We start from the raw sequence: 13,666 nt of genomic DNA, 5'->3' as shown, positions 1-13,666 counted from the left end.
TGTCAGCGGTTGTCTTTGTTGTTCAGGGTGGCGGCCAGGGCCTGTTCGCAGCGTTCCTGGGCGGTGTCCAGTTCCAGTTGCATCTGGTGAATGTCGAGCATTTGCTGTTCCAGCTGGGCGCGGCGCTCGGCGATTTTCGCCAGCATGCTGTTGAGCTGCTTGAGGTTGCCGCTGGTGGGGTCGTACAGCTCGATCAGTTCGCGGCACTCGGCCAGGGAGAAACCGATGCGCTTGCCCCGCAGGATAAGCTTGAGGCTAACCTTGTCGCGGGCCGAATAGATGCGCTCCAGGCCACGGCGCTCCGGGCTCAGCAGGCCTTGTTCCTCGTAGAAGCGGATGGCGCGGGTGGTGATGTCCAGCTCGCGGGAGAGGTCGGAGATGCTGTAGGTCTGGCTGCTCATGCGTGGGCTCGGGGTGGTGGATGGGGGTATCCTGAAGCCAGGTTTACGTATACGTCAAGCAGGCATATGACCAAGGCCCCTGTAGGAGCGGGCTTGCCCCGCGAACACCGGCGAAGCCGGTGCCATCCACCGCGGCGCTTGCTTCGCGGGTCAAGCCCGCTCCTACAAAATGATGTTCCACGCCTCATTCAGGCTGCACCGACCGCCGGTAGGCATTGGGCGTCTGCCCACTCAACCGCTTGAAGAACCGAGCAAAGTAGGTCGGGTCGCTAAAACCCAGGCTGTCCGACAGCTGGCCGATACTCATGCGCGTGTACACCAGGCTGCGCCGCGCCTCCAGCAGCAAGCGCTGGTGAATCACCTGCAGCGCGCTTTGCCCGCTCAGGGCCCGGCACAGCTGGTTGAGCTGCAGGCTGGGAATATTCAGGCGTGTGGCAAAGTCCTCCACCGACAGGTGCTCGCGGTAGTGCGCCTCCACCAGCCGCAGGTACCGCCCCAGCAGCTGGCGATCGCGTTCGTCCCGGTTGCGTGGGGTTTGCCCCAGCTGTTGCCGGCGGTTGATCCACACCATCAGCGCCGTCACCAACGCTTCGAGCAGCGGTGCCCGCCCCGGCGCGCTGCCCTGGTATTCCTGCTGCAAGGTGTCGATCAGGCCACGCAGGTGCACACGGTCCTTGCCCAGCGGGTAGCACGCCGCCTTCGCCAACACCCCCAGCGGTGCCCCCAGGCGCTGCTCCAGCTCTGCCACCAGGGCCGGGCCAAAGGTCAGCACATGGCCCTGGATATCGGCGCTGAAGCAAAAGCCATGCACGGTCAAGGGCGGCACCACCTGAATCGCCGCTTCGGTGATGGTGCTGCGCACCCCTTCGACCTCCACCTGGGCCTGGCCACGTTGCACGTACAACAGCTGGAACAACTCGGCATGCTGGTGCGGCTTGATCTCCCAGTGGTGCAGGCGGCTGCGCGCCGGGATCGATTCGCAGTGCAGCAAGTCGGTGCCGGGCCAGTGCTGGTTTTCGCCGTACAACTGGAACAGCGGGACGCCGGGGAGGGTGGATTTCATGCCGTGAACACCTGTCCGTTAATCGAACGTTTTTTGTAAAAGTGCAGTTTTTGTATGGGATAGCACAGTTAATTGGCCGTTATTGCCAGTAAAAATGCAAGGGCTAACCCCAAAAACAGAGACAAGAACAATGAACACTCAGGTTGCAATCATCGGCGCAGGTCCGTCTGGCCTGCTGCTCGGCCAACTGCTGCACAAGGCTGGCATCGACACGGTCATCCTCGAACGCCAGTCCCCCGATTATGTGCTCGGGCGCATCCGCGCCGGGGTGCTCGAACAGGGCACCGTCGACCTGTTGCGCGAGGCCGGCGTGGGCGAGCGCATGGACCGCGAAGGCCTGGTACATGAAGGCGTCGAGCTGTTGGTAGGCGGGCGCCGCCAGCGCCTGGACCTCAAAGCCCTGACCGGCGGCAAGACGGTCATGGTCTATGGCCAGACCGAAGTCACCCGTGACCTGATGCAGGCCCGCGAGGCCAACGGCGCGCCGATCATCTATTGCGCCAGCGACGTGCAGCTCCATGAGCTCAAGGGCGAGCGCCCCTACGTGACCTTCGAGAAGGACGGCCAGGTCCAGCGCCTGGACTGCGACTACATCGCAGGCTGCGATGGTTTCCACGGCGTATCGCGCAAGAGCATTCCCGAAGGCGTGCTCAAGGAATACGAGCGGGTGTACCCGTTCGGCTGGCTGGGCATGTTGTCCGATACCCCGCCAGTCAACCATGAGTTGATCTACGCCCACCACGAACGCGGGTTCTCGCTGTGCAGCCAGCGTTCGCAGACGCGCAGCCGCTACTACCTGCAGGTGCCGCTGGGTGAGCAGGTGGAAGACTGGCCCGACGAGCGCTTCTGGAACGAGCTGAAAGCGCGCCTGCCCGAGGACGTGGCGCAGCGCTTGGTGACTGGCCCTGCGCTGGAAAAGAGCATCGCGCCGCTGCGCAGCCTGGTGGTGGAACCGATGCAGTACGGCCACCTGTTCCTGGTGGGCGATGCCGCGCACATCGTGCCGCCCACCGGGGCCAAGGGGCTGAACCTGGCGGCGTCGGACGTCAACTACCTGTACCGGATCCTGCTCAAGGTGTACCGCGAGGGGCGTACCGACTTGTTGGCGCACTACTCACCCCTGGCCCTGCGCCGGGTGTGGAAAGGCGAGCGCTTCAGCTGGTTCATGACCCAGTTGCTGCATGATTTCGGCGCGCATAAGGATGCCTGGGACCAGAAGATGCAGGAGGCAGACCGCGAGTATTTCCTGTCGTCGCCAGCAGGCTTGGTGAACATTGCCGAGAATTATGTGGGGTTGCCTTACGAAGAGGTGGTGTAGGAGGCGGGCGCTCGGGGGGCTGTGCCTGTAACATCGAGCGCCTGCGGCGCATCGCGAGCTGTGCTCGCGCCTACCGAGGCGTGCCGGGCCTGGGCGATGTGCCGCAGGCGCTCGACCCCATTGCGGCCCAAAAGGATGCAAGCCCATGCCCTCGTCCACCTCCCTCCTGCTCGGCGCGCTGTGCCTGGCTGCCACCCACCTGGCCTGGGCCGACCAGCCAGTGCTGCCCACGCCACCGGAGCTTGCCTCCGGCTACCGCAGCGGCCTTGAACCCACCTACGCCAGCCGGCACATGGTCGCCGCCGCCAACCCGCTTGCCAGCGAGGCGGGGCGGGCGATGCTGCGCGCAGGTGGCAGCGCCATCGATGCTGCCATCGCCATGCAGATGGTACTGACCCTGGTCGAGCCCCAGTCCAGCGGTATTGGCGGTGGCGGTTTCATCCTGTACTGGGATGGCCAGCACCTGCAGGCCTATGACGGCCGTGAAGCCGCGCCCTCTGGGGTGACCGAACGGCTGTTCCTGCAAGCCGACGGCACGCCGATGGCGTTCCGCGCAGCGCAAATCGGCGGGCGCTCGGTGGGCGTGCCGGGTGTGTTGCGGGCGTTGAAACTGGCCCATGACCAGCATGGCAAGCTGGCGTGGCGGGACTTGTTCGCCCCGGCCATCGCCCTGGCCCGTGAGGGGTTTCCGGTGTCCGAGCGCCTGCACGCGCTGGTGGCAGGCGATGCGGACATCGCCCGCTCGCCGGCGATGGCGCGCTACTTCCTGGATGAGCAGGGCAGGCCGCTGGCCGTTGGCACGCGCCTGCGCAACCCCGCGCTGGCGCGCACCTTCGAGCGCATTGCAGAAGAGGGCATCGATGCCTTCTATGGCGGCGAGGTCGCCGAGGCGATGGTGGCCGCAGTGCGCAACCACGCCAATGCCGGCTATTTGTCGCTGCACGACCTGCAACACTACCAGGCCCGGGAGCGCTCGCCCGTCTGCGGCCCCTACAAGGCCTGGACCATTTGCGGCATGCCGCCGCCCTCGTCGGGCGGGGTGGCCGTGCTGCAGACCCTGGGCATCCTCGATGCCCTGCAACGCCGCTCGGCGCAGTACGATCTGGCGCGCCTGGTGCCGCGCAAGGTGAACACCGTGGCGGGGCTGGAACCGGCGCCGCTGGCCGTGCACCTGCTGGCCGAGGCCGAGCGGCTGGCCTATGCCGACCGTGCCCAGTACCTGGCCGACAGCGACTACGTGCCGGTGCCGGTCAAGGCATTGATCGCCCCAGGCTACCTTGCCGAGCGTGCCGCGCAGGTGGGGGCGCACAGCATGAAGCACGCCCGCCCAGGCACGCCCCAGGGCGCCAACCTGGCCATGGCACCTGACCGCTCGCCGCTGCGCATCTCCACCTCGCACCTGTCGGCGGTGGACGAGCGCGGACAGGCCCTGGCCATGACCACCTCGGTGGAGTCGGCCTTCGGTTCGCACGTGATGGTCGGCGGCTTCATGCTCAACAACCAGCTCACTGACTTCTCATTCGTGCCATCGGAGAACGGCCAGCCGGTGGCCAACCGGGTGGCGCCTGGCAAGCGCCCGCTGTCGGCCATGGCACCGACCCTGGTGTTTTCGCGCAGCACCGGCGAGCTGCTGGCGAGCCTGGGCTCGCCGGGTGGCTCGCAAATCATCGAGTACGTGAACAAGGCTCTGGTTGGCCTGCTGGACTGGCAACTGGACCCGCAGCAGGCCAGCAACCTGCCCAACTTCGGCAGCCGTAACGGCGGCACCGAAGTGGAGGCTGGGCTGGCCAGCCCGGCGCTGATCCGCCAGCTGGCAGCCTGGGGCCACGAGGTTACGCCGATGACCATGACCAGCGGCATGCAGATCATCCAGCGCACGGCACACGGCTGGGCCGGCGGCGCCGACCCGCGCCGCGAAGGCGTGGCGCTGGGCGACTAGCGCGTGCTGCAGGGGCGTGGTAGAACTCAGGCTTGTCATTTGGCAGTTGAATACCAAGATGTCCATCAGCGTTAAATCGAATAGGGCCCTGTTCGACCTCGACCTGCTGCGCGCCATTGTCGTGGTGGCCGATTGCGGCAGTTTCACCACGGCGGCCGCGCGCCTGCACTCCACCCAATCGACCATCAGCCAGAAAGTGCGCCGCCTTGAAGACATGGTTGGCCACCGCTTGCTGGTGCGCGGCAACCGCGACGTGCTGCCCACCGACGCCGGGCAGACCTTGCTCGGCTATGCCCGCCATATGCTGGCGCTGAACGACCAGATGCTCGAAGCCTTGGCCGGGGCCATGGTCGGCGTTACCGTGCGCCTGGGCGTGCCCGAGGATTTCGTCGGTGGCCGCACCACCAACGCGCTGTCGGCGTTCAGCCGCCTGCACCCGCAGGTCAAGCTGGAGGTCACCAGTGGCCTGTGCCGCGACCTCAGCCAGGGCTACGACAACGGCGAGCTGGACCTGGTGCTGCTCAAGCAGCGGCGCAACAGCCGCGAGGGCGTGGCCTGCTGGCCGGAGCGCCTGCAGTGGATCGACAGCGCCCGCTTGCCGGCCTTCGAGCTCGACCCGATCCCCCTGGTGACCTTCCCGCCGCGTGGGTTGTACCGTGAAGACATGATCAGCGCCATCGAAGGCATGGGCCGGCGCTGGCGCATCAGTTTCACCAGTTCCAGCCTCAGCGGCATCCAGGCGGCGGTGGCCGACGGCATGGGCATCAGCCTGCTGCCGCCGCGCGCGGCCACTGGCGAGCACCGGGTGTTGGGGCAGGCGCAGGGGCTGCCGGAGGTCGATAGCTACGAGATCGTCATCGTGCACAAGCCGACGGCGGATGTGATGGTCAAGGCGCTGGCCGAGGTGATGTCGCAGGTGCTGGCTGATGGCGAATCTTTAATGATTTGAATCCTATTTGTGTAGGAGCGGGCTTGACCCGCGAACACCGGCGAAGCCGGTGCCAGGCACCGCGTCGCCTGCTTCGCGGGGCAAGCCCGCTCCTACAAGGGGGGCATCATTCCAGGGCTTGGGCAAGCCCCTGGTCTTCGCCGAGGAAACCCCCGCTCTGGTGCTGCCACAGCCGTGCATAGGTGCCGTTCTTTTCCAGCAGCTCGCTGTGGGTGCCCTGCTCGATGATGCGCCCCTCGTCCATCACGATCAGCCGGTCCATGGCGGCGATGGTCGACAGCCGGTGGGCAATGGCGATCACGGTCTTGCCTTGCATCATGTTGTCGAGGCTTTCCTGGATAGCCACCTCGACTTCCGAGTCGAGCGCACTGGTGGCTTCGTCGAGCAGCAGGATCGGCGCGTTCTTGAGCATCACCCGGGCAATGGCGATGCGTTGGCGCTGGCCGCCGGACAGCTTGATGCCGCGCTCGCCCACCAGGGTGTCGTAGCCACTGTGGCCCTGGCGGTCGCTCAACTGGCGAATGAAACCATCGGCCTGGGCATTGGCCGCCGCCCGCTGGATCTGCGCCTCGGTCGCCTCCGGGCGGCCATAGGCAATGTTGTCGCGGATCGAGCGGTGCAGCAGCGAGGTGTCCTGGGTCACCATGCCGATGGCGCTGCGCAGGCTGTCCTGGGTCACCTTGGCGACGTTCTGCCCGTCGATGCGGATTTCCCCCTGGTCAACGTCGTAGAAGCGCAGCAGCAGGTTGATCAGCGTCGACTTGCCCGCACCCGAGCGGCCCACCAGGCCAACCTTCTCGCCAGCACGGATGTGCAGGCTCAGGCCGTCGAGCACCTGGCGTTCACCGTTGTAGTTGAAGCTCACGTTGTCGAAGGTCACCGCGCCGCCGTGGGTCTTGAGCACACCGGCGTCGGCGGCATCCTGCACCTTCGGCCCCTGGGTCAGGGTGGCCATGCCGTCCTGCACGGTGCCGATGTTCTCGAACAGCGAGGTCATCTGCCACATGATCCAGTGCGACATGCCATTGATGCGCAGCGCCATGGCCGTGATCGCCGCCACTGCACCGGTGCCCACGTCACCCTGGTGCCACAGCCACAGCGCGTAGCCACCCGCGGCCATGATAAGGGCCGCCACCAGGGCCTGGTTGACGATCTCGAACTGGCTCACCAGGCGCATCTGGCGAAAGCCGGTTTGCTTGAAGTCCTCCATTGCCGCACGGGCGAACTGGGCCTCGCGCCGGGAGTGGGAGAACAGCTTGACCGTGGTGATGTTGGTGTAGGCATCCGATACCCGCCCGGTCATCGACGAGCGCGCATGGGCCTGTTCCTGGCCGACCTTGCCCAGGCGCGGCACGAAGTACACCAGGGCCAGCCCGAACAGCACGATCCAGGCCAGGAACGGCAGCATCAGCTTCAGCGCGAAGCCCCCGGCCAGGGCGATGATCGCCACGAAGTACACGCCGATGCCTGGTGCGATTTCGATCAGGGTGAACAGCACCTCGCGCACGGCCAGGGCCGTCTGCATCACCTTGGTGGTGACCCGGCCAGAGAACTCGTCGGAAAAGAACGACAGGCTCTGGCGCAGCATCAGCCGGTGGAAGTCCCAGCGCAGGCGCAGCGGCAGGTTGATTGCCAGCACCTGGTGCTGCACCAGGGTGCGCAGGGCCACCAGCACCACGCTGGCCACCAGCACCAGGCCGATGCCCCACAGCACCTGGCGTTCCTGCTCGCCCACGCCGGCACCGGCCTGCCAGCTGCCCAGCAGGTCGACGACCTGGCCAAGGAAGGCGAACAGCCAGGCCTCGTAGATCGACACCCCGGCACTGAACACCGCCAGTGCCAGGATGTAGCCGCGGGCACCCCGGGTGCAGGCCCAGAGGAAGCGCAGCAGGCCCATGGGCGGTGGCGGGGCCTCGTCGGGCGGGAAGGGGTCGAGCCAGCGTTCAAAGGCACGAAACATGGTGGTCTCCGAAAAAGGCAGGTGAAGCCGATTTTGCCATCTATCGGCAAGCTTGCGGCGTTTGTCGGCCGTGGCGGGGGCATTTATCATGGCGCTCGCCTTCTTTTCCTTTTGGAGCCTGACCCATGAGCAACCTGCATTTTCGCCAGCCCGTCGCCCAGGATGCCGAGCGCTGCTATGCGATCGAGATCGGCGCCTACGAGGGCGATGAGGCCGCCACGCTGGAAAAGATCCGTACCCGCATCGCCCAGTATCCGCAGGGTTTCCTGCTGCTTGAAGGGCCCGGCGGCATTGTGGGTTTCATCAACAGCGGTTGCGCCCACGAGGTGGTGATGTCGGATGAGGCGTTCAAGGAGCTGGTCGGCCACGACCCGGTGGCGCCCAATGTGGTGATCATGTCGGTGGTGGTGGATACCGCGCACCAGGGCAAGGGCTATGCCAAACGGCTGATGGACGAGTTCGTGGCGCGCATGAAGGGGCAGGGCAAGCAGAGCATTCACCTGATGTGCAAGGAGCAGCATGTGGCGCTGTACCGCAACATGGGGTACCGGTATGTGCAGCCGTCGCCGTCCGAGCATGGTGGGATGGCCTGGCATGAAATGGTGATGGAGTTCTGATGGGCCCAGCGGCACCGGGCGCCGCGGCCTTGAAAACTTTTACGCACTCTTTACGACGGGTTCCAAGGCCTGGCGCGATACTGACCGCGCACAACCCAGGAAACCCATCGCGTGAGCCAGTCCGTCACCGCAACACACCCGCCCCAAGCCCATAAATCCTCTGCCGCCGGCCTGCTCGTCGCTGCCGTTGGCGTGGTGTATGGCGATATCGGCACCAGCCCGTTGTACACCCTCAAGGAAGTGTTCGCCGGGCACTACGGCGTTCAGGCCAACAGCGCCGGCGTGCTCGGGGTGCTGTCGCTGGTGTTCTGGTCGTTGCTGTGGGTGGTGTCGTTCAAGTACGTGCTGTTCATCCTGCGCGCCGACAACCAGGGCGAGGGCGGCATCATGGCCCTGACGGCACTGGCACACCGGGCCGCCGCGCCGTACAAGCGCCTGGGCCGGGTGCTGGTGCTGCTTGGCCTGTTCGGCGCCGCGCTGTTCTATGGTGACAGCATGATTACCCCGGCGGTGTCGGTGCTCTCGGCCGTGGAGGGGCTGCAACTGGCCTTCGACGGCATCGACCACTGGGTGGTGCCGTTGTCGGTGCTGTTGCTGGTGGCGCTGTTCCTGATCCAGAAGCATGGCACCGCGCGCATCGGTATTTTGTTCGGGCCGATCATGGTGCTGTGGTTCGTGGTGCTCGGCGTGCTGGGCATCCACGGCATCGTCCAGCGGCCCGAGGTGCTGCAGGCGCTCAACCCGGCGTGGGCGGTGAAGTTCTTCGTGCTGCACCCGGGCATGGGCGTCGCCATCCTGGGGGCGGTGGTACTGGCGCTGACCGGCGCCGAGGCGCTGTACGCCGACATGGGCCACTTCGGCCGCAAGCCGATTGCCCGCGCCTGGTTTCTGCTGGTGCTGCCAGGGCTGGTGCTGAATTACTTCGGCCAGGGCGCGCTGATCCTCGGCAACCCGGACGCGGTGCGCAATCCCTTCTACCTGCTGGCGCCGGACTGGGCCTTGCTGCCGATGATCGGGCTGGCCACGCTGGCCACCATCATCGCCTCCCAGGCAGTGATCTCCGGGGCATTCTCCATGACCCGCCAGGCCATTCAGCTGGGCTATGTGCCGCGCATGTTCATCCAGCACACCTCCAGCGAGGAGCAGGGGCAGATTTACGTTGGCATGGTGAACTGGGCGTTGATGGTGGGGGTGGTGCTGCTGGTGATCGGCTTCGAGTCGTCCGGGGCACTGGCGGCAGCCTATGGCGTGGCGGTGACCGGCACCATGCTGATCACCACCTTGCTGGCCTCGGCGGTGGTGCTGTTGTTGTGGAAGGCGCCGCGCTGGCTGGCACTGCCGATGCTGTTGGCGTTCCTGCTGGTAGACAGCCTGTTCTTTGCTGCCAACGCGCCGAAGATTCTCCAGGGTGGCGCCTTTCCGGTGATCGCCGGGGTGGCGCTGTTCGTGCTGATGACCACCTGGAAGCGCGGGCGCACGATCATCGTCGAGCGCCTGGACGAGCATTCGCTGCCGCTGGAGCTGTTCATCGCCAGCCTGCAGGCGCAGCCGCCGTACCGGGTCAGCGGCACGGCGGTGTTCCTCTCGGCGCGCCCCGAGGCGGTGCCCCATGCGCTGCTGCACAACCTGCTGCACAACCAGGTGCTGCATGAGCAGGTGGTGCTGCTGACGGTGGTGTTCGAGGACGAGCCGCGGGTCGCTGCCGGCAAGCGCTTCGAGGTCGAGGATTTTGGCGACGGTTTCTACCGGGTGACCCTGCATTTCGGTTTCATGGAAGAACCCAACGTGCCCCTGGCATTGAGCCGCTGCACCCATGCGCAGCTGGCCTTCGGGCCGATGCGCACCACCTACTTCCTCAGCCGCGAAACGGTCATTGCCGGCAAGCAGAAAGGCATGGCCCGCTGGCGCGAGCACCTGTTTGCCTTCCTGCTGAAGAACGCCAACAGCAACCTCAAGTACTTCCAGCTACCGCTGAACCGGGTGATCGAGCTGGGTACCCAGGTTGAGATGTGAGGTGGGGCTGCTCTGCAGCCCATCGCAGGCAAGCCTGCTCTTACAGGTACAACGCAGACCTCTGTAGGAGCAGGCTTGCCTGCGATGGGCCGCAAAGCGGCCCCAATACATCAATGGCCCGCGTGCCCACCTTCCTTCGCAACGGCCGGGTCTGCCGAATCCCCTGCAAGGTAAACATTGACCCGCTGCATCATGCCGTTGTCCTCGTGGTCGAGAATGTGGCAATGCAGCACGTAGCCGCCGATATAACGCTCGTAGCGCGTGCGGGTGTACACCTTGTAGCCCTGCTTGACGAACAGCGTGTCTTTCCACACCCCCTTGAGGTCGACGTACTGCGTGTCGCCCTTTTCCCATTTCAGGCGCTGCTCGCGGGGGTAGGCGGGGTTGGTGACATCCAGGCAGCCGTCGTTCGAGGCGGCCAGGGCCTTGTCCTGCTCGGAGTCGGCGTCACTGACGGTTTTGCAGATGCGGCTGACCATGAACGGGTTGACGTGAATGTGGAACGGGTGGTTTATCAGGGCCGGCGAGCCTGGGATTTCATTGTGCGCCTCCAGCACCCATTCTTCCGCCGTGCCCAGTTTGAGATTACGGGCGGGCATGGTCTGGTCGCCGAAAGACTTGCCGTCGATCATGTAGGTGTTCTTTTTCGGGTTCTTGGCATCGACGCCGATGGCAAAGGCCAGGTGCTGGCGCTCTGGGAGCAGTTCATCGTCGGCAACCGGCTTGTGCTTGACGAAATGGCTGAGCGCAATGTCGTCCTGCTGCAGGTCGCTGACCACCGCGCCGGCGATGTCCTCGGGCAGGCGCTTGGCCGCCGCCACCAGGGTTTGGCGGATGATCGCCTTGCTGTCCTGGCCTTCATCGGCAGCGCCTGCCTTGACCTCGACGAAGCCCAGCAACGCGCTGGGCGTCTGCAGGTTTGGCTTGTCAGCGTTGATCGAGGCGGCCGAGATGGTTTTCTTGTCGATCACGCAGTACTGCCCGGCGCTGGGGAACACGGTGAGGAATTCGCTGCGGTAGCCTGGCTGCAGCACGTTGCTGCGAATGGGGGTCAGGTGCGTCTGGGTCAACCCGTCAGCGGCGTACTGCCACTGCACTTGCGCGGCGCAGGGTTCATCCTTGACCTGATCGTTCAACCCCTCGCAGTTTTCCTGAATCCACAGGGACTCGGCGCCGGGCTTGTCGGGGAAGGGCGCAGCGTCTGCCTTGACCTTGTAGAACTGCAGGTCGACCGTGTCGCGAATACCGGCATGCACCACGCGCCAACGCTCCACCTGCCCGGCCACGGCATCGTCGAAGCGCGGTTGTACCTTGCCGTTGAGGGTGGTGTAGCGGTTGGACTGGTCCCAGCTGCCAGGCGACAGGTCTTCGAGCTCGTTGATGACCCCGATATCCCCTTCGTCGCAGGCCCAGCCGATCACTTGCTGGTCCTTGCCCTCGCCGATGGTGGTTTTCTTGATCTTGCCCGCCTTGTCGCGGCAGGCGTACTGGATTTGCTGCAGCACCACCACCCGCTCTGGCAGTTTTTCACCGTTTGCGGTCTTGAGCAGGGTGTCGAGGTCGCCGGGCTTGTCCAGGGTTGGCACACGGTTGCCTTCGATGATCAGCGCACCGCCCATGCCACCGGACACCTGGATGGCGGTGGAACCGTGGGTGTGCGGGTGGTACCAGTACAGGCCGGAGGGGTGATCGAGGGGCAGGTTGTATTCGTACTGGAACTTGACCCCGGGCTTGATGCTCAGCAGCACGTTGTCGCTGTTGCCGGCTGGCGACACCCAGAGGCCGTGGCTGTGCAGGTTGGTGACGTTCAGCACCGGGTTGTCGTGTTGGCAGTGCTTGGGGAATTTGGCCTGGGCGCAGTCCAGCTGGTTGTCCACGTTCATGCGCACCGTGTCGCCTGGGTGAACCCGCAAGGTTGGGGGCAGCAGTTCGCCGTTGTAGGTGCGCACCTGCAGGTGGTCCAGGCGGCCCGACATGGCGTTGCGCACCAGGGTTTTGTCCGGGTCGGAGAAGGTGAGTTTCAGGTCGATTTCGGTTTCGTTGCCAACCACGTCGATGTAGGGCTGGTTTGCCTTGGTCTCTTGCTGAACGCCGGGCTGGGCCAGGCCAGGGGTTGCCTGGACGCGGTAATGGGTGCGTTCGCCGGTGAGTTCGACCGGGTTGCCGACCTCGGGGATGCGCTCCTCGTTGAGGGCAAGGGCCAGTGCTGCCGAGGGGCTGAGCATTGACAAGGTCAATGATGCCGACACGAAGCCGGCGAGGCGGATACGGCCCGGGCGGGCCTCCTTGTTGATACGGATCATCCTGATACCTTCCTTGTGCGCGCCGGGCGCAGGGGTGCGCCAGTTTTCGCTGCTGTGCAAATGTAGACTGGATTGTCCTGCGATGCTGGCCTTGAACAGAGCCTGCGCAAACGCCGTCGGCGCGTGCGAAGCGGCGGCACCTGCGTGCACCCGTGCAAATCCCCTGTGGGCTCGCCTTCTGGCATCATGCACCTAGCCCCTGACCGTAAAGCCGAACCCCGCCATGCCCGAGAACGCCAAACCCAACCGCGCCATCTATGACCTGGACATGCTCCGCGCCGTGGTGATGGTGGCCGACTGCGGCAGTTTCACCACCGCTGCCGCCCGTTTGCACTCCACCCAGTCCACGGTCAGCCAGAAGGTGCGCCGCCTTGAGGAAATGGTTGGCCACCAGTTGCTCGACCGCAGCAACCGCGAAGTGCACCCAACCGACGCCGGCGAAACCCTGCTGGGCTTTGCCCGGCACCTGCTGGCGGTGAGCAACCAGTTGAGCGAAGCCATGTCGGGCGGGGTGACGGTCACCGTGCGCATCGGCCTGCCGGACGATTTCGTCGCCGGCAAGACCATGCAGGCACTGGCTGCCTTCAACCGGCGCAACCCCACGGTCAAGCTGGAAATTACCGGTGGCCTGAGCCGTGACCTGATGAACGCCTATGACCGTGGCGAGCTGGACCTGGTGCTGGTCAAGCAGCGCCGCCACAGCCGCGAAGCCAACGCCTGCCAGCCAGAGCGCATCGAGTGGATCGACAGCGCCCAATACCCCTGTTTCGCCCAGGAGCCAATCCCGCTGGTGACCTTTCCGCCCCGGGGCCTGTACCGCGATGACATGATCAGCGCCGTCGAGGCCATGGGGCGTAGTTGGCGCATCGGCTTTACCAGTTCGAGCCTGGCCGGTATTCAGGAAGCCGTGGCCAATGGCCTGGGCGTCAGCCTGCTGCCGTCGCGGGTGGTGACGCCTGGGCATCGGGTGCTGGGGGTGGAGGAGGGGTTCAAGCCCATCAAGGTGTTCGAGGCGGCGATTTTTCACCGCCCCACGGCCGATCCGCTGGTCCAGGAACTGGCCGAGATACTGATCGGCATTCTCAAGGCCGAGGTGGCGTAGC

At 65.3% G+C, this 13,666-nt stretch carries 10 protein-coding genes; 6 read left to right on the top strand and 4 right to left on the bottom strand.

Annotation, left to right across the window (positions count from 1 at the left end; all coding sequences use genetic code 11):
- Window positions 1-2: 2 nt before the first annotated feature.
- Together F3J44_RS11050 and F3J44_RS11045 are read right to left on the bottom strand one after the other, a co-directional pair.
- Window positions 3-401 (bottom strand): MerR family DNA-binding transcriptional regulator, encoded by a 399-nt coding sequence (locus F3J44_RS11050; protein ID WP_167064861.1) that lies wholly within the window; start codon window positions 399-401, stop codon window positions 3-5.
- Window positions 402-585: 184 nt separating this feature from the next.
- Window positions 586-1,464, bottom strand: a complete 879-nt coding sequence (locus F3J44_RS11045) for a helix-turn-helix domain-containing protein (RefSeq protein ID WP_167272310.1) — start codon at window positions 1,462-1,464, stop codon at window positions 586-588.
- Between the two features lie 130 nt (window positions 1,465-1,594).
- Here F3J44_RS11045 and pobA point away from each other — a divergent pair, with 130 nt between their 5' ends.
- The 3 genes from pobA (at window position 1,595) to F3J44_RS11030 (ending at window position 5,670) form a co-directional block, all read left to right on the top strand.
- On the top strand, window positions 1,595-2,782 hold the full coding sequence (gene pobA / locus F3J44_RS11040) for a 4-hydroxybenzoate 3-monooxygenase (RefSeq protein ID WP_167272309.1): 1,188 nt from the start codon (window positions 1,595-1,597) through the stop codon (window positions 2,780-2,782).
- 145 nt (window positions 2,783-2,927) lie between these two features.
- Entirely contained in the window at window positions 2,928-4,721 is a 1,794-nt protein-coding gene (gene ggt / locus F3J44_RS11035; RefSeq protein ID WP_167272306.1) for a gamma-glutamyltransferase, read from the top strand.
- Between the two features lie 58 nt (window positions 4,722-4,779).
- Window positions 4,780-5,670: a LysR substrate-binding domain-containing protein gene (locus tag F3J44_RS11030; RefSeq protein WP_167068913.1), complete on the top strand. Its 891-nt coding sequence runs from the start codon at window positions 4,780-4,782 to the stop codon at window positions 5,668-5,670.
- 106 nt (window positions 5,671-5,776) lie between these two features.
- On the opposite strand, the gene F3J44_RS11025 is transcribed toward F3J44_RS11030, so the two are convergent.
- Window positions 5,777-7,630 (bottom strand): ABC transporter ATP-binding protein, encoded by a 1,854-nt coding sequence (locus tag F3J44_RS11025; RefSeq protein ID WP_167272302.1) that lies wholly within the window; start codon window positions 7,628-7,630, stop codon window positions 5,777-5,779.
- A gap of 125 nt (window positions 7,631-7,755) precedes the next feature.
- Here F3J44_RS11025 and F3J44_RS11020 point away from each other — a divergent pair, with 125 nt between their 5' ends.
- Window positions 7,756-8,247 (top strand): GNAT family N-acetyltransferase, encoded by a 492-nt coding sequence (locus tag F3J44_RS11020; protein ID WP_167068907.1) that lies wholly within the window; start codon window positions 7,756-7,758, stop codon window positions 8,245-8,247.
- Window positions 8,248-8,358: 111 nt separating this feature from the next.
- Window positions 8,359-10,260, top strand: a complete 1,902-nt coding sequence (locus F3J44_RS11015; protein WP_167272299.1) for a potassium transporter Kup — start codon at window positions 8,359-8,361, stop codon at window positions 10,258-10,260.
- 110 nt (window positions 10,261-10,370) lie between these two features.
- Here F3J44_RS11015 and F3J44_RS11010 read toward each other — a convergent pair whose 3' ends face one another.
- Window positions 10,371-12,563, bottom strand: coding sequence for a multicopper oxidase family protein (locus F3J44_RS11010; protein WP_167272296.1), 2,193 nt, complete (start codon window positions 12,561-12,563; stop codon window positions 10,371-10,373).
- Between the two features lie 223 nt (window positions 12,564-12,786).
- Between F3J44_RS11010 and F3J44_RS11005 the strand changes: the two genes are divergently transcribed.
- Window positions 12,787-13,665 carry a LysR substrate-binding domain-containing protein gene (locus F3J44_RS11005; protein WP_167272293.1) on the top strand — a complete coding sequence of 293 codons (879 nt, stop codon included), beginning with the start codon at window positions 12,787-12,789 and terminating at the stop codon, window positions 13,663-13,665.
- The last annotated feature ends 1 nt before the right edge of the window (window position 13,666 follow it).

Origin of the sequence: Pantoea sp. Tr-811 (assembly GCF_011752535.1) — a bacterium.
GTDB lineage: Bacteria > Pseudomonadota > Gammaproteobacteria > Pseudomonadales > Pseudomonadaceae > Aquipseudomonas.
The sequence above is the reverse complement of the archived record's forward strand: the minus strand, read 5'-3'. Positions and strand labels throughout refer to the sequence as shown.